Raw genomic sequence first — 20,081 nt, forward strand, 5'->3', positions numbered from 1 at the left:
CGTGGTGGCTTCGAAGCGCTTCCCGCAGGGGGTCCGACCGGCCCCGTAACGCGCTGGTTCGACCCTCTCACGCTGGGTATCCTCGGGCGAATCTTCGAAGCGAGTGGGGCGGCCATGAGTGCGAAAGAGCCGGAGATCGTTCCGCTTCATGCGGATTTCGACGTCGTGTACCGCGGTTTCCACCGCCGTCAGGTGATCGAGCAGCTCGAACACCTGGAAGAGCAGCTGCGCTACACCAGCGTGGACCGCGAGGAAGCCCTCGCCCAGGCGGCGGACCTGCGCAAGCTGCTGGAGATCACCCGCCGCGACCTCGACGAGGCGCGGGCGCGCGTGGAACGGCTGGAGATGTCGCCGAACACCACCACCGGCGCGGCCGAGCGGCTGCACCGGATGCTGGTGCTGGCCGAGGACGAGGCGTCCGAGCTGCGGCTGCGCGCGGAGCGCGAGGTCGAGTCGCTGCGCGCCCGCACCGACGTGGAGCTGGCCGAGCAGCGCCGGGCCGCCGAGGAGGAGGTCGCCGCGCTGCGCGCCGAGGCGGAGGCCCACGCCCGCGAGCTGCGCGGGGCCGCCGCCCGCCGCGCCGCCGAGCTGGACCAGCGCGAGGTCGACGTCGAGCGCCGCCGGGTGGAGACCGAGCACCACCTCCGGGAGCGGGTCGCCGAGGTCGAGGCCGAGTGCGCCGCCGCCGTCGCCCAGGCCCAGGAGGACGCGGACCGCCTGCTGCGCGAGACCGCCGAGCAGTGCAACCAGCTCGAAGCCGAGGCCGAGGCGAGGCGCGCGAAGGCGCAGAACTACTTCGAGCTGCAGATGACCCGCCGCCGCAACGAGGCCGCCCTGCACTTCACCGAGCAGGAGCAGCTGGCCAAGGCGCGGGCCGAGTTCGTGATCAAGATGGCGTGCCGGGAGGCGCAGCGCCGCATCGCCGAGGTCCAGGAGCGCACCGAGGAGCTGCACGACCTGCGCCGCACGGTCGTCGCCCAGCTCAACGCCGCCCGCGCGGCCCTGGCCGCCGCCGCCGACCGGGTGCCCTCGCTGATCCCCGAGCAGGACCGCGTCGAGCAGGTGGTCTCCGACGAAGAGCGGATGGGCGCCTGATGGCCCGTCGCCCCGTCCTGCCCCTCGCGGTCGCCGCGGTCGTCGTACCGGCGGCCGTGACGGCGTTCGGGTTCACCGTCTACGGCGAGGAGATCACCGGCGCGCTGCCGTTCTCCTCCTCGCCCGCGCAGCCGAGCCACCTGGTGAAGCCGCCCACGCGGCTGCCCGTCCCGACCCGCCCGACGACCGAGCCGGCCGAGGTGGTGGCCCCGCCACCGTCGCCGCCGTCGCCCGAGTTGGCCCGGCAGAACGTGGCGAGCCTGTTCTCCAGCAACGGGGTCAAGGGCATCACGTTCGCGCCCGGCACCACCGACCACGTGGGGCGCGGCGAGGCGGTGCAGACCGGGGTGGGCAACCTGCTGGGCGGCGTGCCCGGCGCGGTGGTGACGCTGGTGGCGCACGCGTGGAACGGCGAGACCCTCTCGCACCGCTGCGACGTGCTGGCCATGCGGCGGGCGGCGCTGGTGCGGGACTTCCTGGTCGCGCGCGGGGTGCCGGCGGAGGCGATCAGCACCCGCGTCGTGGTGGACCCGGTGTGGGGACCGCCGTCGGATGGTGGTCCGCAAGTCGACGTGCTCGTCGGGTAGGAGCGTTATGTCAGGCGCGGTCGCGTTCGTGTTCGGGTTGTGCGCCTTGTCGTTCGCGGCGGGCTGCGTGCTGACGGCGTACATGCTCAGACGCGAGCCGGAGCCGGAGACCCCGCCGGCGGTGGCGCCGGAGCCGCCGCCGGTCGAGCTGAAGCTGGACGTGGTGTGGCCGCCGGAGGACTACGCGACCAAGCCGATCCACCGCAACCCGGTGCTGGGGCTGCCGGTCACGGAACGGCCGGCCGAACCCGCCCGCCCGGCGCTGACCCTGGTGCCCGACCTCCAGCCGGTGGTCGACGAGCCCGAACCCCGCCCGCTGGAGGTCGTGCCGGAGCCGGCCGCCGAGATCGAGGCCGAGCCCGCGCCGGAGCCCGTCGTGGTGGCGGTTCCCGCGCAGCCGGAACCGGTCGTGGTGGAGCTGCCCGAGCGGGAGCCCGTGGTGGAAGTGCCCGCGCAGCCGGAACCGGTCGTGGTGGAGCTGCCCGAGCCCGTCGCGGGAGTGCCCGCGCGGCCCGAGCCCGCCGAGCCCGGGCGACCCGTGCCCGCCCAGCTGCCCGACCCGACCGAGTTCCGGCAGCGCTACCTGCGCAGTTTCGAACAAGCCCGCAAGCGCACCAGCCGCTAGTGGCCGGGCCGCCGGGTGCGGAACTTGCGGAACAGCTCCTGCGCCTTGGCCTTGTTGCGCGGGTCCCGGGCCGCGTGCTTGAGCTGCTCGGTGATCCGCCGCCCCTGGGGGCTGCGGGTGAACGCACTGAGTTTCCTGAACAGCGATGCCATGCCCATCACCTTCCCTGTCCGGGCAACGGGCAAACGCCGCACGCGGTTCCTAGACCGGCGAAACGGTCACGCCCACGGCCCCCGGACCGACGTGCGCGCCGATGGCCGAACTGACCTGGGTCACCAGGAACCGCCGCAGGTTCGGCAACTTCGTCCGCAACTGCTCCAGCACCGTCTCCGCCCGCTCGCGCGCGTCGAAGTGCTCCACGGCGATGTCCACCGGCGCGTCACCGGCCCGCCCGACGGCGAGGTCCACCAGCTTGCGCACCGCCCGTTCCGCGCCGAGCACCTTGTCCAGCGGCGCGATCCGCCCGTCCACCATGGTCAGCAGCGGCTTCATCGACAGCGCCGACCCGAGCAGGGCCGCCGCCGCGCCGATCCGGCCGCCGCGCCGCAGGTACTCCAGGGTGTCCACGTAGATCAGCTCGGTGCTGCGGTGGAAGCTGTGCTGCGCCGCCGAGAGCACGCGCTGCACGTCACCGCCGGCCGTCGCCACGGTGGCCGCCGCGACGACCGCGTACCCCAACGACATCCCGCACGTCCGGGTGTCCACGACGTGCACCGGCACCGCCACCTGCCCGGCCGCCTGCCGCGCCATCTCCACGGTCTGCGACAGCCCGGTGGACACGTGCAGCGACACGATGGCGTCCACCCCGGAGGCCGCCGCGTCGGCGTAGGCCCAGAAGAACGCGCCCGGGTCGGGCGGGGCGGTCGCGACCTCGACCGCGTCGCGCATGGCGCCCACGAGCCGGGGCACGGGCACGCGCGCCTCGTCGTCCACCTGGTCCCCGATCCTGACCTGGATCTGCGCGACGGTGATGCCGAGCTTCTCGGTCAACTGCGGCGGCAGGCACGCGGTGGAGTCCGTGACGATCGCTACCCGTCGGTACATGTCTCCCGACCCTAGCCCAGTAGGGGGAGGGGCTGTAACGCCGCCACCAGGCCGTACGATGCCAACCGATCGGGCCCAAACGCCTTGTGTCCATCGTCACGCGCGACACGTGCTTGCTGTCGTTTGCACCCCTGCTACTGGTGGGTAACATACGGGTGGCCCACACCACCATGCCAACGCGGCGAGGACATGGCAGGGTCACCACATCTGGTAACACCCGGATCGCGCGCGAAACCGCGTCGCCTGATCCGTCGCCGCCCCGTCCGCAGGAGGTCGAAGAGGACCCATGAACATTGTCGTCCTGGTCAAGCAGGTGCCCGACACCTGGTCCGAGCGCAAGCTCACCGACGCCGACCACACCCTCGACCGCGAGTCCGCGGACGCCGTGCTCGACGAGATCAACGAGCGCGCGGTGGAAGAAGCGCTGCTGCTCCAGGAGGCGCACGGCGGCGAGGTGACCGTCGTGGCGATGGGTCCCGACCGGGCCACCGACGCGATCCGCAAGGCGCTGTCGATGGGCGCGGACAAGGCCGTCCACGTCTCCGACGAGGCCCTGCACGGCTCCGACGTGCTGACCACCGCCAAGGTGCTGGCCAAGGCCATCGGCACCGTCGAGGGCTTCGACCTGGTCATCGCGGGCAACGAGGCCACCGACGGCCGCGCGGGCGCCGTGCCCGCCATCCTGGCCGAGCTGCTGGGCCTGCCGCAGGTCACCCAGGTCCGCAAGCTGACCGTCGAGGGCGGCACCGTCAAGGCCGAGCGCGAGACCGACGAGGGCGTGGCGCACCTGGAGGCGAGCCTGCCCGCCGTGGTCTCCGTGACCGAGAAGATCAACGAGCCGCGGTACCCGTCGTTCAAGGGCATCATGGCGGCCAAGAAGAAGCCCGTGACCACGCTCACCGTGAGCGACCTCGGGCTGGACGCGGGCGAGGTCGGTCTGTCCGCCGCGTGGTCCAAGGTGCTCCAGGCGGCCCCGAAGCCGCCGCGCAGCGCCGGTCAGCGCGTCGAGGACTCGGGTGACGGCGGTCAGAAGATCGCCGAGTACCTGGTCGGCCAGAAGCTCATCTGAAGGCGAGGAGGGAACAAATGTCCGAGGTCCTGGTCCTCGTCGACCACGTCGACGGCGAGGTCAAGAAGGTCACCTTTGAGCTTCTATCCGCCGCGCGCCGTCTCGGCGAGCCGTCCGCGGTGGTGGTCGGATCGCCCGGCACCGCGGGCAAGGTGAGGGAGTCCCTGGCGCGCTACGGCGCGGCCAAGGTGTACGCGGTCGAGTCCGAGGACGCCGCCAACTTCCTGGTCACCCCCAAGGTGGACGCCCTGGCGTCGCTCGCGGGCAGCAAGTCCCCGGCGGCCGTGCTGGTCTCCGCCACGCTGGAGGGCAAGGAGGTCGCCGGTCGCCTGGCCGTGCGCCTGGGCTCCGGCCTGCTCTACGACGTGGTGGACCTGGACGGCGAGGGCGTCGGCACCCAGTCGATCTTCGGTGGCGCGTACGTCGTCAAGTCGCAGGTCACCAACGGCACGCCGGTCATCGCGGTGCGCCCCGGTGGTGTGGAGGCCGAGGAGGCCCCCGGTGACGCCGTCGAGGAGGCCGTGGAGCTGCCCGCCACCGACCCGGCCAAGGCCACCCGCGTGACCGGCCGCGAGGCCGTCGTGGGCGGCGACCGCCCGGAGCTGACCGAGGCGTCGGTCGTCGTCTCCGGTGGTCGCGGCGTCGGCTCGGCGGAGAGCTTCGCCGTGGTCGAGAAGCTGGCGGACAGCCTGGGCGCGGCCGTCGGCGCGTCGCGCGCCGCGGTGGACTCCGGTTACTACCCGCACCAGTTCCAGGTCGGCCAGACCGGCAAGACCGTGTCGCCGCAGCTCTACATCGCGCTGGGCATCTCGGGCGCGATCCAGCACCGCGCCGGCATGCAGACGTCCAAGACGATCGTCGCGGTGAACAAGGACCCGGAGGCGCCGATCTTCGAGATCGCCGACTTCGGCGTCGTGGGCGACCTGTTCAACGTCGCGCCGCAGCTGACCGAAGCGGTCGACCAGCGCAAGGGCTGATCACCAGCGCTTTCACCGAGGGCCGTCCCCGATCTCGGGGGCGGCCCTCGGCCGTTGCGGGGCGCACCGGGGCTTAACCGACCTGCCACTGATGCGTCATCGGAACGACCTGCTGTCGGTCGCCATCCGGTCGGTACCAAAGACCCATGACGCAGCCGCAACTGCTTGTCAGCACCGGTGAGACCACCGGGCCGCGCTACTCCCTGCTCGTCGCGCGCGAGGGCGCGGAGGTGGTGGCCGCGCAGAAGCTGCGGCACCAGGTCTTCGCGGGCGAGATGGGGGCCACCCTGCGCTCGCCGGTCGAGGGCCACGACGTCGACGCGTTCGACGAGCACTGCGACCACCTCGTGGTGCGCGACGACCGGACCGGCGAGATCGTCGGCACCTACCGGATGCTCCCGCCGGAGCGGGCCGCCGACGCGGGCCGGCTGTACTCCGACACGGAGTTCGACCTGACCAACCTGGCCCCGCTGCGCCCGAGCGTCGTGGAGACCGGCCGGTCGTGCGTGCACCCCGACCACCGCAACGGCGCCGTCGTGTCCCTGGTGTGGGCGGGCATCGCCCGGTACATGCTGCTGTCCGGCCACTCGTGGCTGGTGGGCTGCGCCTCCGTGCCGCTGCAGGACGGCGGTTCGTACGCGGCGGGCGTGTGGGACACCGTGCACGCCAAGCACTACGCGCCCGAGGAGTACCGGGTGACCCCGTTGCGCCCGTGGGACGTGGACGCGGTGGAGCGCCCGGCCCGCGCCGTGCTGCCGCCGTTGCTGAAGGGGTACCTGCGCCTGGGGGCGTGGGTGTGCGGGCGGCCGGCGCTGGACACGGACTTCGGCGTGGCGGACCTGTTCGTGCTGCTGGGGATGGAGCACGTGGACCAGCGGTACCTGAAGTTCTTCCTGGGGGAGACGGCGTGAGCGCCCACCCGTGGATGCCCGTGTCGCCGTGCGGTGACGGGTGCGTGGACCACTCGTCGGCGCGGGTCGGTGTCGTGCGCGTGGTGCTGCGGGTGGTCGGCGCGCTGGTGGTGCTGCTGAGCGGGATCCTGGTGGCGCCGGCCGTGCTGGTGGCGCGGGGGCGGACGCGTGGCGTGTTGCTGCGCTCGTGGTTCCGGGTGCTGCTGCGGTCGTTCGGCGCGCGGCTGCGGGTGGTAGGCGCTCCGGAGTTCCAGGCGACACCCGGGCGTGGGGTGCTCGTGGTGAGCAACCACGTGTCCTGGTTGGACGAACTGGCGATCGACGCCGTCCAACCGATCCGCATGGTGGCGAAGCGGGACATCCGCTCGTGGCCGGTGCTGGGGTGGCTGATCACGTTGGCGCGGACGGTGTACCTGGACCGGGAGCGGTTGTCGTTGCTGCCCGGGACGGTGGCCGAGTTGGCGACGGCCCTGCGGTCGGGCGCGGCGGTCGGGATCCACGCCGAGGGGACGACGTGGTGCGGTCTGGCGTCGGGCCGGTACCGGCCGGCGTTGTTCCAGGCGGCGCTGGACGCCGGCGTGCCGGTGCGGCCGGTGGTGCTGCGGTACGCGCAGGAGGGGCGGACCGCGACCGGGGCGGCGTTCGTCGGGTCGGACACGTTGGTCGACTCGATGCGGCGGGTGCTGCGGTTGCGCGGGTTGGTCGTCGAGGTGCACGTGTTGGACGAGGTCGCGCCGGGGCGTGCGGCCGGGCGGCGGGCGTTGGCCGACTTGGTGCAGCAGGAGTCGGAACGGGCGTTGTACGGGGATGTGCTGGTGCCGGCGCAGCGGGTCCACGCGGCGCTGGAGGCCCGGCGCGAGGCCGTCTGAGACCACGGCGGGGGTGCGGTCGCCTACGCACCCCCGCCTTGCCCTTCCGCCGGGCCCGCCACGCCCTCTCCGCCGGCTCTCGCCGCGCACCCCGTGCCGCCGCCCCGCGGCTTGGCCTCCGCCCCGTGCCGCCGCCCCGCGGCTTGGCCTCCGCCCCGCGGCTTCGCCGCCGGTACGGGCGTGCCAGTTTTGCGTCATGAAACCTTGACCTCGACCCCGCTGGAGGTTGAACCATTGACCGGTGACCTCGACTGAGCAGCGCGAATCGCCCAAAGGCGACCTCTGGACCGCCGACCGGCGCGGTCCGACGATCGGCATCATCCTCCTCGTCACCCTGCTGGCGTTCGAGAACATGGGCGTCAGCACCGCGATGCCGCGCATGGTCGCCGAACTGGACGGCAACGAGCTCTACGCCTGGCCGTTCCTGTCCTTCCTCGCCGCGAGCGTCATCGCCACCGTGCTCTCCGGCCGCCTGAGCGACCTGCGCGGCCCCCGGCCCAGCCTGCTCGTCGGGCCCGCGTTGTTCCTGGTCGGGCTTCTCGTCGCGGGCACCGCCCAGGAGATGGGGCAGCTGATCCTGGGCCGCGTCCTGCAAGGGCTGGGCGGCGGCGCGCAGGTCGTCGCCGTCTACGTGCTCATCGCGCTGGTCTACCCCGAACGCGCCCGGCCCGCCGTGTTCGGGCTGCTCGCCAGCGCCTGGGTGGTGCCCTCGCTGGTCGGGCCCGCCCTGTCCGGGTGGCTCACCGAGACGCTGTCCTGGCGGTGGGTGTTCCTCGGGCTCGCGCCGTTCGTGCTGCTCGGCGTCCTGCTGCTGGTCCCGGTCCTGCGGAACCTGCCGCCGCACACGCCCGACCAGGGCACCCGCAAGGGGCTGCCGCTGGCCGCGGTCGCCGCGGGGGTCGGGGTCGTCGGGTTGAGCTGGGCCGCGCAGCACCCGAACGGGGTCAACCTGCTGATCGGCGTCGCCGGCCTGGCCGTCCTCGTCCCCGCGCTGCGCATCCTGCTGCCCAAGGGCACCCTCCGGGCCAAGGCCGGGCTGCCCGCGACGATCCTGTCCCGCGGCCTGCTCGCCGGCTCGTTCTTCGCGGCGGAGGCGTTCATCCCGCTCACCCTCTCCTCCGTCCACGGCTACTCGGCGATCTGGTCGGGCATCCCGCTCACGCTCAGCGCCCTCGGCTGGTCGTCGGCCGCCTGGTGGCAGGGGCGCAACCCGCACGTCCCGCGCGAGAAGCTGGTCCGCTGGGGGTTCGTGCTCAACGCCACGGGCATCGCGGGAGTGACGCTCATCGCACCTTCGTGGGGTCCCGCCTGGGTGACGCCCATCCTCTGGGCGGTCGCCGGCGCGGGCATGGGGATCGCGATGTCGAGCCTCAGCGTGCTCACGCTGGGCGCGTCCACCGACGTCGACCGGGGTTTCAACTCGTCGGCGCTGCAGATCAGCGACATGCTCGGCTCCGCGCTGCTGGTCGGCCTGGGCGGGGTGCTGGTCTCCACGTTCGCCTCGACCGCCGCCCCGACCGCCGCGGTCGTGCCGTTCGACCTGCTGATGGCCGCGATCGCGGTGCTCGGTGCCGTTCTCACGCGCAGGCTGGGCCGGGCTACCCTGGAAGACTGATGGCCTACTTCGACCATGCCGCCACGACGCCCATGCTCCCCGAGGCGATCGAGGCGATGACCAAGGCGTTGTCCACCACGGGCAACGCCTCGTCGCTGCACACGTCCGGGCGCAAGGCGCGGCGCGCGGTCGAGGAGGCCCGGGAGGACATCGCCGACGCGCTCGGCACCCGCCCGTCCGAGGTGATCTTCACCAGCGGCGGCACGGAGAGCGACAACCTCGCCGTCAAGGGCGTCTACTGGGCGCGCCGCACGGACCGCCGCCGGCGCGTCGTGGCCTCCAGCGTCGAGCACCACGCCGTGCTGGACACCGTGCAGTGGCTGGCCGACCACGAGGGCGCCGAGGTCACCTGGCTGGAGCCCGACCGGCACGGCCGCGTCCACCCCGACGCCCTGGCCGAGGCGCTGGGCGACGACGTGGCGCTGGCCACCGTGATGTGGGCGAACAACGAGGTCGGCACCATCAACCCGGTGCGCGAGCTGGCCGCGCTGGCCGCCGAGGCGGGCGTCCCGTTCCACACCGACGCCGTCCAGGCCGTCGGCGCGGTGCCGGTGGACTTCACGGAGTCCGGCGCGAGCGCGCTCACCCTCACCGGGCACAAGCTGGGCGGCCCCTACGGTGTGGGCGTGCTGCTGCTGGGCCGGGACGTGACGACCACGCCGGTGCTGCACGGCGGCGGCCAGGAGCGGGACGTGCGCTCGGGCACCCTGGACGTGCCGGCGATCGTCGGCCTGGCCGCGGCGGTGCGGCACGCGGTGACCGAGCAGCTCGCGGCGGCCCGGGAGCTGGCCGCGCTGCGCGACGAGCTGGTGGCGTCGGTGCGGCGGGCCGTGCCGGACGTGGTGCTCAACGGCGACCCCGTGCACCGGCTGCCCGGCAACGCGCACCTGACGTTCCCCGGCTGCGAGGGCGACAGCCTGCTGATGCTGCTGGACGCCAAGGGCATCGAGTGCTCGACCGGCTCCGCGTGCACGGCCGGTGTCGCCCAGCCCAGCCACGTGCTGCTGGCGATGGGCGTGGACCCGGTGCCGGCACGCGGGTCGCTGCGGTTCTCCCTGGGCCACACCTCGACGCCGGACGAGGTCCGCGAGCTGGCCGAGGCGATCGGACCGGTGGTGGAACGCGCCCGCACGGCGGGCATCGCGGGGATGAAGCGGACGAAGGCGGGGGTGTGACCGGGATGCGGGTGCTGGCGGCGATGAGCGGCGGCGTGGACTCCGCCGTGGCCGCGGCGCGGGCCGTGGCGGCGGGGCACGACGTGACGGGCGTGCACCTGGCCCTGTCGGCCAAGCCCGGCACGCTGCGCACCGGCGCGCGGGGCTGCTGCACGATCGAGGACGCGCGCGACGCCCGCCGGGCCGCGGACGTGCTGGGCATCCCGTTCTACGTCTGGGACTTCGCCGAGCGCTTCACCGAGGACGTGGTCGAGGACTTCGTCGCCGAGTACGCGGCCGGCAGGACGCCCAACCCGTGCCTGCGCTGCAACGAGCGCATCAAGTTCGAGGCGTTGCTGGACAAGGCGATCGGCCTGGGCTTCGACGCCGTCTGCACCGGCCACTACGCCCGACTGTCCACTGTGGACGGGAGGCTGGAGCTGCGCCGCTCGGCCGACGACGGCAAGGACCAGTCCTACGTCCTGTCGTCGCTGACCAACGAGCAGCTGGCCCACGCCATGTTCCCGCTGGGCGACTCGACCAAGGCGGACGTCCGGGCGGAGGCGGCGCAGCGCGGTCTCCAGGTCGCCGAGAAGCCGGACAGCCACGACATCTGCTTCATCCCGGACGGCGACACGCGCGGCTTCCTGACCCGGAAGCTGGGCGAGCAGCCGGGCCTGCTGGTGGACGACGAGACCGGCGCCGTGCTGGGCCGGCACGTGGGCGTCCACGAGTTCACCGTGGGCCAGCGCAAGGGCCTGGGCATCGACGCGCCGGCCCCGGACGGGCGGCCCCGGTACGTGCTGTCGCTGGAGCCGGTGACCGGCACCGTGCGCGTCGGTTCGGCGGAGAAGCTGGCGGTGACGGAGATCGTGGCGCGGCGTCCGGTGACCCGGATCCCGTTCGCCGGGCCGGTGGAGTGCGTCGCCCAGGTGCGGGCGCACGGCGGACTGGCCCCGGCGGTGGCCGAGCTGGTGGACGGCGAACTGCGGGTCCACCTGCGGGAGCCGTTGAGCGGGGTGGCCCCAGGCCAGGCGGTCGCGGTGTACCGCCCCGACGAAGCGTCCGGCGACCTGGTCCTGGCCAGCGCCACCATCGACGCCACGAGCTAGGCGCCCTTCGCCCTCGCCCTTCGCCTTCGCTTTTCGCGCGCAGCGCGTGCTCGGCTTGTTGGGGCGCGCAGCGCCCCCGCTTTTGGCTTTTCCGTCCTCCCCGTACGGCCTGCCCGAAGGGCTACCACAGATTTCCCCGGGTGCAGCCGAAATTTTTGTGAGGAACGAGCAAAAATTTTAGCGGCACCCGGGGAAATCTGTGGTTGGCTCCGCCAGGCCGTACGGGGAGGACGGAAAAGCCCCTCTTTTGCTTTTCTCCCCGGGGGCCTGCCCGCCGGCGAGGCTCTTTTAATCTTTTCAAGCGCTTCGGACAGCGCGCTTCGCGCTCTCAGGACAGCGCGCTTCGCGCTCTCAGGACAGCGCGCTTCGCGCTCTCAGGAGAACGCGCGGAGCGCTCGAAAGATCAAAAGCGAAGAGCGAAAAGCGGCGCTCGCCGCGCGGCAGGCCCCCGGGGGTGGAAGGGCGTCGGTTCGTCCCCCGCACGGCCTGCCGGAGGCAACCACACTTGGGGGTTCTTGGCAACCGGAAAAGCTGGTTGCCAAGAACCCCCAAGCGCGGTTGGGCTGCGCCCAGGCCGTACGGGGAACGAACCGAGGCCCTTCCTGTGGCTGAACAGCCCAGTCAAAAGCAGTGCGCCTGCGGCGCGTCGCTAGTCCCGGCTGTCAGGAAAGGGTGAAGGCTAGTACGGCGGTGGCGGTGAAGTCGATGGCCGGTTCCGAGCTGGGCCACGACGTCAGTTCGTCCACGAACCGCGAAGTCTGCGAGTCGAATTCCTTCGTGTAGGGCTTGGCGCACGGGATCGCGCCCGCCGGCATCTCGCCCAACCCGTCGAACAGCGCAGCCGCGTTCGGACCGTTGATCACGCCGCCCGCGAGCACCCGCTTGCCGCCGTTCGGGTGGCCGGACAGGTTCGCCGCCTGGTGGTGCGGGCATTCCGGGAACTTCGTGCCCACGCCGATGACCAGCGTCGTGCCCCAGGCGTTGGCGCCCAGCGTGAAGTTGCGCTGCTGCACGCCGAATGCGTCGAAGGACCGGTCGCCGGTGAGCGTGCGGTACAGGCGAGCGGTGGCGGTGTGGCCGAAGCTCCTCGTGGCCACGTCGAACTCCGTCACGCTCGCCGCCGTGCGGAACGGGCTGGTGGCCGCGCTGTCCACACCGGACTGGAGCTGGCGGCGCAGGTCGCCCACCACCTGGGCCTCGGTCACCTCCGCGTCCGGGATTCCGGCCCGCAGGAGCTTGACCAGGTCGTAGTGCGCCAACACGCTGGTGTTGTAGACGTTCAGCGTGTCCGCGTCGCCACTGGCCAGGTGGACCGCCGCCCAGTGCGTGGCCTGCCGCGCCCACTGGCCGGCGCGGGGGTCGCGCAGGGCCTTGCCCGCCACCGCCAGCTGGGTCGCGCCGAACTCCAGGTCGTCGGCCCACGAGTCCTCGGGGTAGTAGGCGTGCGGGAACGCCGTGACCAGTTCGCCCACGTCCGTGGTCTTCGCCCGCGCGAACAGGGTCGCCGCCTGGTCCAGGTACCACCGGGCCTTCGCCGGGTCGCGTTCCAGCTGGGCGGCCAGGGCGAAGGACGCCGTGACCCGGCCGACCAGGTTGGGGCTGATCTTCTCGCCCGGCTGGTTCGCGCGGAACACGGGCCGGTTCTTGATGAAGTACTTCTCGTCGCCCGGCTTCACGTCGAGCTTGTCGTCGTCCTCGGGGAGCCGCCAGACATCGTGGTCGCCCAGGAAGCCGTGCGCCTCGCTGCCCGTCCCGATGCCGACCTGCGCGTAGAGGACGCCCCGGTCCGCGTCCCAGACCTTGTCCAGCCAGCGCAGGCCGAACTCGGCCTCGGCGCGCAGCGCGTCCTTCGGCTCGGCGCGTTGGGCGAACAGCATGGACGCGGTCGAGTACGCGGTGGCGTGGGTGAACTTCACGAAGTCGCCGGCGTCGAACCAGCCGCCCTCGACGTCCACGGTGTGGCCCAACGGCTTCAGCGGCTCGGCCAGCTCGTCGCCGCCGTCGCCCCGGAACACCGGGGTGTCGTAGACGGTCGCGGCGCGGTCGGTGAGGTGGGCCGGTTCGCGGTTGAGGCGGCCCGGGATGACGTCCTGGCCGTCGCGTTGGGCCTGGAAGAACTCCACCGTCCGGTCGGTGACCGACGAGAACAGGTCGCCGCCGACCTTGAACGGCGGCGAGGTCGTGCCGGCCGCCTTGATCCGGTACGTGCCGGCCTTGGTCACCGCCGTGAAGTCGAGCGGGTGGACGGCCCGGTACGCCGGGCTCCACCCGCCCCTCGACGCGCCGATCCGGCCGGTCAGCACCGTCCGCCCGCGCGCGTCCACCACCGAGAACCCGCCGTCCACGGGCGTCTTGGCCAGCAGGTACGCGTGCTTGGCCTCCGCCGTCCCGTAGCCGACCTGGTCCAGCCGCACGTGCCCGGTCGGGGCGGCGTTCGCCGGCAGGGCCGTCGACACCGAACCGACGAGGGCGAGCGCCAGCGCCCACCGTGGGAACCGCATGGAACCTCCGCTCCAGGCCGGCGGCGGTGGCCTTAGTAAAGAACCTTCCCTAATTGAGGGGAGAGTAGCCGCCGGCCGGGCCGGTTACCAGCCCTCGGGCGGCTCCACGAACGCCTTGCCCAGGTCGCGGGTCACCGCCAGCGCCCGGCGGACCCAGGGCGCGGTCGCCCCGGCCAGGCCGCACGTCGGCGTCGGCACGGCGTGCGTGGCCAGGATCGAGCGCGGGAAACCGAGGCGGTCCACCAGGTCGAGCGCCGGCTTGGCCGCCTCGCGCAGCTTGAGCGGACGGCCCGGGTCGGTGCTGGGCACGACGCCGAGGAACAGCGTCGTGCGCTCCTCCCACGCCTCGCCGACCTCGTCCCACAGCCCCTCGTCCAGCGCGGTCACGTCGAACGCGATCGCCTTCGCGCCGGCCTCGCGCAGCAGGGTCAGCGGGGGACGCGGCGCGCAGCAGTGCACGACCACGTCCGCCCCGACGCCCTCGATGACGGTCTGCAACACGGCCCGCGCGTCGGGCTCGGGGACGGGGGCCACCGTGCCCAGCTTGGACGGGGTCGGCAGCAGCCCGCGCAGCACGGCGGGCAGCGTCGGCTCGTCCAGCTGCACGACGACCTTCGCGCCGGTCCGCTTGCCCACCTCGGCGACGTGCCGGGCCAGGCCCTCGGTCAGCGACGCGGTGAACTCGCGCAGCGCGCCCTTGTCGGTCAGCACGCGGTGGCCGCGCATCAGCTCGATGCCCGCCGTCAGCGTCCACGGTCCGGCCGCCTGCACCTTGATCACCGACGGGGTCAGGCCGTCGGCCGCTTCCTCGAACGCGTCGAGGTCGCGGCGCAGCAGGTCCACCGCGCGGCGGTGGTCCTTGCCGACGTGCGACGCGGTCCGGTAGCCGGAGGTCACCACCTCGATCGGCAGGTCGACCAGGAGCGCGGCGGTGCGGCCGATGATGTCCGCCCCGACGCCGCGCGCGGGCAGTTCGGGCAGGTGGGGGAGGGTGGGCAGTTCGCCGAGCACGACCCGCGCGGCTTCCAGCGGGTCCGTCCCGGGCAGGGAGCCGATGCCGGTTGCGCTGCCTTCGGACCAGGGTGCGTGTTCCACGCGCACAGTCTCCCATCCGGGGTTTCGACCCGTTCCGGACAGAAAAGGTCTAGACCCATTGACGAGGTGGTCCAGTCCACCTACCGTCACTGTGTCGGTGCTGAGAGTTGCGACGGCACCGCACACGACGTGGTGTGGGGGCGTGCCGCGCCCCGCGCTCCCGCACCACTTCCACCCCGTCCCCCTGCCACGGGAGCACGTTCGATGTCGAACAAGCGCACCACCCTCGCCGCACTCGCGGCGGGCGTCGCGGCGGCTGTGACCGCCGGTCTGCTGCTGGCCGCCCCCGCGGGCGCCGCGCCGACGCCCACGGCCACGTTCACCCAGGACTCCGCGTGGAGTTCGGGCTACCAGGGCAAGTACACGATCACCGCGGGCAGTTCCGCGCTGACCGGCTGGAAGCTGGAGTTCGATCTGCCCGCGGGCAGCACGCCCGGTTCCTACTGGGACGCGACCCTCGCGAGCAGCGGCAACCACCACACCTTCACCAACCGCGAGTACAACGGCACCCTGGCGGCGGGGGCGTCCACGTCGTTCGGCTTCCTGGTCAACGGCACCGGCCTGCCGCTCAACTGCAAGCTCAACGGCCAACCCTGCGCCGGCGGCACGACCACCACCACCACCACGACCAGGACCACCACAACCACCACGACCACGTCAACGACCACCACCACGACGACGACCACCACCACTCCGCCGCCGGGAAGCATCAAGTCGGCCCCGTACGTCGACATCACGATGCCCACCCCGTCCCTGGAGTCGGTGGCGCGCGCGACCGGGCAGAAGGTGTTCACGCTGGCCTTCGCGCTGGCCGACAGCTCGGGCTGCAACCCGTCGTGGGGCGGCACGATCCCGTTGAACGACAGCCGGATCATCAACGACGTGCGCGCGTTGAAGGCGCTCGGCGGTGACGTGATCGTGGCGACCGGCGGCGCGGCCGGCCCGTACCTGGAGTACACCTGCTCGACGGCGGACGCCCTGCTCGCCGCGTACAAGAAGGTGCTCGACGCGGTCGGCAGCAACCACCTGGACGTGGACGTCGAGGCGTCCATCCCGCACGACATGGTGAACACCGCCCTCAAGCGCCTCCAGACCGAGCGCGGCACGCACATCAGCTACACCATGCGCGTCCAGGGCGACGACTACGGCATGGACCCGTACTCGGTGCAGATCCTCCAGAACGCCGCCGCCAAGGGCCTGACCGTGCTGGTGAACCCGATGACCATGGAGTTCGGCACGTCCAAGCCGGACTGGGGCGACGCGGTGATCGCGGCGGCGGAGAGCACCCTGCGGCAGATGAAGCAGATCTGGCCCGGCAAGTCCGACGCGGAGCTCAAGCGGCTGCTCGGCGTGACCCCGATGATCGGCCGCAACTTCAACGGCAAGGTCTTCACCCAGGACCACGCGCGCAAGCTGGTGAACTGGGCGAACGTCAACAAGATCGGCTTGCTCGGCTTCTGGTCGGTGGGCCGCGACAACGGGTCCTGCCCCGGCGGCGGCATCTCGCCGACGTGCAGCAGCATCCCGCAGTCGCAGTACGAGTTCACCACCCTGTTCAAGGGGTTCACCGCGTAGCGACCCCGCGGGTCGGCGGTGGTGGCGACCCTGCGACGCCACCACCGTCAGCCGACCGGCCCCGGGTTCGGCCCACCGCGGCCGAACCCGGGGCGTCCGTCGGTGCAGCCGCGTGACCTCGACCAGGTCCTCCAGGTACGGCAGCGCCCGCTCCCGCAGGTCCAGCGCGCCCACCAGCAGTTCGACCGACAGCGGCCGGGCGCGCTCCAGTTCGGCCGACAGCGTCGCGACCCGGCGCTCCAGCGTCGCGACCCGCGCGGTGAGCGCCTCGACCTGCTCGCCTGCGCCGAACATCGGGCCCCCTTGTCCTAAGGTGCACAGCGTGAACGGACCCGCGGAGATGCTCGCCAACGACGCCGCGTCCACCGCGCTGGGGATCAGGGCCCTGGCGCTGGCGGACGGTTCCGCGACGCTCGCCATGACCGTCACCGACCGGATGATCAACGGCCACGGCATCGCCCACGGCGGGTACGTCTTCCTGCTGGCCGACACGGCGTTCGCCTGCGCCTGCAACCGCCCCGGTTCGGTGACGGTCGCGGCGCAGGCGGAGATCGACTTCCTGTCGCCGGTGCGGCTGGGTGACGAGCTGGTCGCCACCGCCGTCGAGCGGGTCCGGCGCGGGCGCAGCGGCATCTACGACATCACCGTGCGTCGCGGGGACGAGGTGGTCGCGGAGTTCCGCGGCCGGAGCCGGACCCTGCGCGACTAGGCCGCCGAGCGGCGCAGGCCGATCACCTGCAGGGTGATGAACCCGAGCACCGCCACCGCCTGGGCGACGATGAGGAAAACGCCCAGCCCGGTCACCGGGTACCACCCGGCGAAAGCGGTCAGGAAGCTGTCGACCACCCACACGAAATTGCCGACCACCACCACGCCGACCAGTGCTCGGACAGGGCGCGTCCCGAGCACGAAAACACCCACGCCGTAAGCGACGAGGAATGCGCCGAGCCCGAGCACGAGACCGCGCGGCAGGCCCAGGGGGAGGTCGAACAGCAGGGCCATCAGGCCCAGTCCGCCCGAGGCGACGCCGTCGAGCTTGAGAGCGAAGCGGAGGAAACCGTCGTTGCGAACCTGAGTCGTCGTCATGGCCCTGAAGTTAGGGCCGCCGGCACTGCCGGCACGACGTCAAACGCTGCCAACGGCTGCCAGTTCTCAGCCCGCCACCTGGGCGGACAGGTCCGCGGCCACCAGCTTGGCCCCCGCGTTCTGCCAGTTGTGGAGGGTCCGCTCGGGGACCTGGTTGACGAACCACGCGAGCGCCTTGCGGGCGTCCGGGTCGAGGTCCTCGCGTTTCGTGCGGCGTGAATACGGCCGGACGCCGACCACGTAGTAGAAGTACAGCGCGTTGTAATGCCGCCATTCGTCGCTGGTGCCGAAGTCGCCGTCCTTCGGCTTCAGTCGCTGGATGCTCTCCGACAACAACGACTTCAATTCCGCGGCGCGTTCCAGCGGTTGGTCGGGCGCGCCCCGGGCGGCCAGCCGCGCGGAGATCACCGGCAGTTCCGTCAACGGGCTGGCGACCAGTTTGCCGAGATCGCCGTAACTGCTCAGCGCCCGCCGGGTGAGCTTCACGAAATCGGTGTCCTCGGCCAGCGGCGCGCGGCGCGGCAGGGCGTCGGCGGCCTCGCGCAGTTCGGCCCGCTCCTCGGCGACCTCGGGCACGGCGACCCGGTCCACGACCGCCGCGAGCGGGTTGGCCAGCACCTGCAGCGCGATCGCCGCCGCGACCGTCCCGAACAGCAGAGGCGTGAGCCGGTCGTCGAGGAACAGCGCGACCTGCCCGCCGAACACCGCCGCCATGCCCGCCGACACCAGCAGCGACCGCACCATGTCCGCGCGGATCGCCTCGCCCTCGTCGAACGCGTCCCGCACCGCCACGAGCACGCCGAACAGCATGAGGTCCAAGCCGATCGCGCCGACCAGCCACACCGTCGGCACGAACTCCAGCAGCACCGACCCGGACCCGAGCAGGAACATCAGCGACGCCGCGCCCACCAGAGTGCGGTGCTCGCGCAGGTAGAGGACGAGCGCGGCGGCCAGCGGCACCAGCACGACCGGCGGGAAGAACCACGCCGCCACCACCAGCGGCGCCGCGGACAGCCGCCACCACCGGTCGTAGCGCTCCGGCAGCCAGCACGCGATCGCCCCGGTCCACGCGAGCGCGGGCAGCGCCAGGACGACCGGCGGCACGGGCAGCGCGAGCGCCGCCGCGTAGGCCAGCAGACCGGCCGCGGTCCGCTGCAACAACGGCTTGCGCGGGTCGCGGGCCAGCAGGTACAGGCCCAGCCACCAGGCCAGGCCGAACGCGACGACGGACACCCCGATCACCCGGCGATCCTACGGTTGCGTCGGCTGGGACCATGAGGCTCATGCCGGTGGAGCTGACGCTGCTCAAGGCCGCCGAGGAGCTGCGACGCGGTGATCTGGCCAGTGTGCTGCGCGCCCGCCAGCGACTCTCGGGCCTGGTGGCCACCTACCCGGACCGGCTGGACCTGCGGGAGCGGTTGGCGGCGGTGTACCGGGTGCTCGGCGACCCGGCGCAGGCGGGCCGGTGGAGCTACCTGTCCGAGGCGCGCGACGAGGCGGAGGTGGCGGCGTTCGAGCGGGCCTACCGCACGCCGCGGGCCCGGCTGGCGGCGCTGAACTGGGTCAGCGGCGAGCACACCACGGAGACCGCGCGGGTGCGGCTGGCGGCGTTGCGCGCCGCGGTGTCCGAGCAGCTGCGGGCGGAGCTGGCGGTGACCGACGACCGGGACTCGTCGTGGGTGGCCAACGTGCTGGTCCTGCTCGGTCTCGTGGTGGTGCTGCTGTGCTTCGTGATCGGCGCGGTGACCGTGGTGGTGTGGGTCTACCGGTGGTTCGGCGGCTGAGGGGCGCATCCTGGTGACATGGACGTCACCGCCGCAGCCGACCGCATCCGCCCCCACGTCCGCCGCACCCCGTTGTGGCGCGTGTCCGTCGACGGCCGCCCGCTCGTGCTCAAGCTCGAACACCTCCAGCTCACCGGCTCGTTCAAGCTGCGCGGGGCGGTGAACACGTTGCTGCTCGCGGACGTGCCGGACCGGGTCGTCACGGCGTCGGGCGGCAACCACGGCCTGGGCGTGGCGATGGCGGCGAAGCTGCTCGGCACGCAGGCGACCGTGTACGTGCCGGTGAGCGCGCCGGAGGGCAAGGTGCGGCGGATCGAGGCGGCCGGGGCCAAGCTCATCCGGGCGGGGGAGACCTACGCGGAGGCCGTGGTCGCGGCGCGGACGGCGTCCGGGTTCTACGTGGAGGCCTACAACGACCCGGCCGTGATCGCCGGTCAGGGCACGGTGGCGCTGGAGGTCGTGGAGGACGCGCCGGACGTGGACGTCGTCGCCGTGGCCGCCGGCGGTGGCGGGTTGGCCGCCGGGACCGCCCTGGCCGGGCGGCACGTGGTGACGTGCGAGCCGGCGGGGTGCCGCTGCGTGCACGACGCGCTGGAGGCCGGTGAACCCGTGGACTCGCCGGTCGACTCCGTCGCGGCGTCGGCCCTGGGCGCGACGCGGGTGGGTGACGTGCCGTTCGAGGTCCTGCGGTCGTCGTCGGTGTCCTCGGTGCTGGTGAGCGAGGAGGAGCTGCTGTCCGCCCGCGACCGGCTGTGGGAGGAGTTCCGCCTGGCCGTCGAACCCGCGGCGGCGGTGCCCTTCGCGGCCTGGCTGCACGGCCGGGTCCCGGGCACCGCCTGCGTGGTGCTGTGCGGCGCGAACACCGACTGGACGCCGTGAGCTAGCTGTACTGCCCCGTGAGGTTGGGGACGCGACTGGCGGGTGGTAGGCCCTTGAGCGCGGTGTGGCTGCGGTGGTGATTGTAGGTGTGCAGCCACTGCGG

20 protein-coding genes and 1 pseudogene are annotated in these 20,081 nt (G+C 72.7%); 14 read left to right on the top strand and 7 right to left on the bottom strand.

Going from position 1 to position 20,081, the window contains the following annotated elements; all coding sequences use genetic code 11:
• The first annotated feature begins 114 nt into the window (after positions 1 to 114).
• From ABD126_RS37440 to ABD126_RS37450, 3 genes are read left to right on the top strand one after another with little or no spacing between them, the layout of a single operon-like run.
• Complete coding sequence (locus ABD126_RS37440) at positions 115 to 1,095, top strand: coiled-coil domain-containing protein (RefSeq protein ID WP_343940194.1); 981 nt, start codon at positions 115 to 117, stop codon at positions 1,093 to 1,095.
• Positions 1,095 to 1,682, top strand: a complete 588-nt coding sequence (locus ABD126_RS37445; RefSeq protein ID WP_343940196.1) for an OmpA family protein — start codon at positions 1,095 to 1,097, stop codon at positions 1,680 to 1,682. The genes ABD126_RS37440 and ABD126_RS37445 overlap by 1 nt, the downstream gene beginning before the upstream one ends.
• A gap of 7 nt (positions 1,683 to 1,689) precedes the next feature.
• Complete coding sequence (locus ABD126_RS37450) at positions 1,690 to 2,307, top strand: hypothetical protein (RefSeq protein WP_343940198.1); 618 nt, start codon at positions 1,690 to 1,692, stop codon at positions 2,305 to 2,307.
• On the opposite strand, the gene ABD126_RS37455 is transcribed toward ABD126_RS37450, so the two are convergent.
• Positions 2,304 to 2,459, bottom strand: a complete 156-nt coding sequence (locus ABD126_RS37455) for a hypothetical protein (RefSeq protein WP_343940200.1) — start codon at positions 2,457 to 2,459, stop codon at positions 2,304 to 2,306. The two genes, ABD126_RS37450 and ABD126_RS37455, sit on opposite strands and share 4 nt — an antisense overlap.
• Positions 2,460 to 2,508: 49 nt before the next feature.
• Positions 2,509 to 3,351 carry a DegV family protein gene (locus ABD126_RS37460; RefSeq protein ID WP_343940202.1) on the bottom strand — a complete coding sequence of 281 codons (843 nt, stop codon included), beginning with the start codon at positions 3,349 to 3,351 and terminating at the stop codon, positions 2,509 to 2,511.
• A gap of 286 nt (positions 3,352 to 3,637) precedes the next feature.
• On the opposite strand from ABD126_RS37460, the gene ABD126_RS37465 reads away from it, so the two are divergent.
• The 7 genes from ABD126_RS37465 (at position 3,638) to mnmA (ending at position 11,058) form a co-directional block, all read left to right on the top strand.
• On the top strand, positions 3,638 to 4,420 hold the full coding sequence (locus ABD126_RS37465) for an electron transfer flavoprotein subunit beta/FixA family protein (RefSeq protein ID WP_343940204.1): 783 nt from the start codon (positions 3,638 to 3,640) through the stop codon (positions 4,418 to 4,420).
• 17 nt (positions 4,421 to 4,437) lie between these two features.
• Entirely contained in the window at positions 4,438 to 5,397 is a 960-nt protein-coding gene (locus ABD126_RS37470; protein ID WP_343940206.1) for an electron transfer flavoprotein subunit alpha/FixB family protein, read from the top strand.
• Between the two features lie 146 nt (positions 5,398 to 5,543).
• Positions 5,544 to 6,308 (top strand): GNAT family N-acetyltransferase, encoded by a 765-nt coding sequence (locus tag ABD126_RS37475; RefSeq protein WP_343940208.1) that lies wholly within the window; start codon positions 5,544 to 5,546, stop codon positions 6,306 to 6,308.
• Entirely contained in the window at positions 6,305 to 7,177 is an 873-nt protein-coding gene (locus tag ABD126_RS37480; protein ID WP_343940210.1) for a lysophospholipid acyltransferase family protein, read from the top strand. Before ABD126_RS37475 ends, ABD126_RS37480 begins: the two co-directional genes overlap by 4 nt.
• Before the next feature lie 241 nt (positions 7,178 to 7,418).
• A complete protein-coding gene (locus ABD126_RS37485; protein ID WP_343940212.1) occupies positions 7,419 to 8,792 on the top strand; it encodes an MFS transporter in 1,374 nt (457 codons plus the stop codon).
• On the top strand, positions 8,792 to 9,967 hold the full coding sequence (locus tag ABD126_RS37490; RefSeq protein ID WP_343940213.1) for a cysteine desulfurase family protein: 1,176 nt from the start codon (positions 8,792 to 8,794) through the stop codon (positions 9,965 to 9,967). The genes ABD126_RS37485 and ABD126_RS37490 overlap by 1 nt, the downstream gene beginning before the upstream one ends.
• Positions 9,968 to 9,972: 5 nt before the next feature.
• Positions 9,973 to 11,058: a tRNA 2-thiouridine(34) synthase MnmA gene (gene mnmA / locus ABD126_RS37495; protein ID WP_343940233.1), complete on the top strand. Its 1,086-nt coding sequence runs from the start codon at positions 9,973 to 9,975 to the stop codon at positions 11,056 to 11,058.
• Between the two features lie 662 nt (positions 11,059 to 11,720).
• Here mnmA and ABD126_RS37500 read toward each other — a convergent pair.
• Both ABD126_RS37500 and ABD126_RS37505 read right to left on the bottom strand, forming a co-directional pair.
• Positions 11,721 to 13,559, bottom strand: a complete 1,839-nt coding sequence (locus ABD126_RS37500) for a glycoside hydrolase family 9 protein (protein WP_343940215.1) — start codon at positions 13,557 to 13,559, stop codon at positions 11,721 to 11,723.
• A gap of 84 nt (positions 13,560 to 13,643) precedes the next feature.
• Positions 13,644 to 14,654, bottom strand: coding sequence for a methionine synthase (locus tag ABD126_RS37505; protein WP_343940217.1), 1,011 nt, complete (start codon positions 14,652 to 14,654; stop codon positions 13,644 to 13,646).
• Between the two features lie 204 nt (positions 14,655 to 14,858).
• Between ABD126_RS37505 and ABD126_RS37510 the strand changes: the two genes are divergently transcribed.
• Together ABD126_RS37510 and paaI are read left to right on the top strand one after the other, a co-directional pair.
• Positions 14,859 to 16,229 (top strand): cellulose binding domain-containing protein, encoded by a 1,371-nt coding sequence (locus ABD126_RS37510; RefSeq protein WP_343940219.1) that lies wholly within the window; start codon positions 14,859 to 14,861, stop codon positions 16,227 to 16,229.
• A 340-nt stretch (positions 16,230 to 16,569) separates the two neighbouring features.
• On the top strand, positions 16,570 to 16,938 hold the full coding sequence (paaI, locus tag ABD126_RS37515) for a hydroxyphenylacetyl-CoA thioesterase PaaI (RefSeq protein ID WP_343940235.1): 369 nt from the start codon (positions 16,570 to 16,572) through the stop codon (positions 16,936 to 16,938).
• Here the strand turns inward: paaI and ABD126_RS37520 are convergent.
• Positions 16,935 to 17,315: a hypothetical protein gene (locus ABD126_RS37520; protein WP_343940221.1), complete on the bottom strand. Its 381-nt coding sequence runs from the start codon at positions 17,313 to 17,315 to the stop codon at positions 16,935 to 16,937. The two genes, paaI and ABD126_RS37520, sit on opposite strands and share 4 nt — an antisense overlap.
• A 66-nt stretch (positions 17,316 to 17,381) precedes the next feature.
• Complete coding sequence (locus tag ABD126_RS37525; protein WP_343940223.1) at positions 17,382 to 18,557, bottom strand: hypothetical protein; 1,176 nt, start codon at positions 18,555 to 18,557, stop codon at positions 17,382 to 17,384.
• A gap of 41 nt (positions 18,558 to 18,598) precedes the next feature.
• Between ABD126_RS37525 and ABD126_RS37530 the strand changes: the two genes are divergently transcribed.
• Both ABD126_RS37530 and ABD126_RS37535 read left to right on the top strand, forming a co-directional pair.
• Positions 18,599 to 19,099, top strand: coding sequence for a DUF6584 family protein (locus tag ABD126_RS37530; protein WP_343940225.1), 501 nt, complete (start codon positions 18,599 to 18,601; stop codon positions 19,097 to 19,099).
• A gap of 18 nt (positions 19,100 to 19,117) precedes the next feature.
• A complete protein-coding gene (locus ABD126_RS37535; RefSeq protein ID WP_343940227.1) occupies positions 19,118 to 19,978 on the top strand; it encodes a serine/threonine dehydratase in 861 nt (286 codons plus the stop codon).
• A 1-nt stretch (position 19,979) separates the two neighbouring features.
• On the opposite strand, the pseudogene ABD126_RS37540 reads toward ABD126_RS37535, so the two are convergent.
• A pseudogene (locus ABD126_RS37540) lies at positions 19,980 to 20,081 on the bottom strand (IS481 family transposase); the annotation flags it as partial.

The organism is Saccharothrix mutabilis subsp. mutabilis, assembly GCF_039521145.1.
GTDB classification, from domain to species: Bacteria; Actinomycetota; Actinomycetes; order Mycobacteriales; family Pseudonocardiaceae; genus Actinosynnema; species Actinosynnema mutabilis.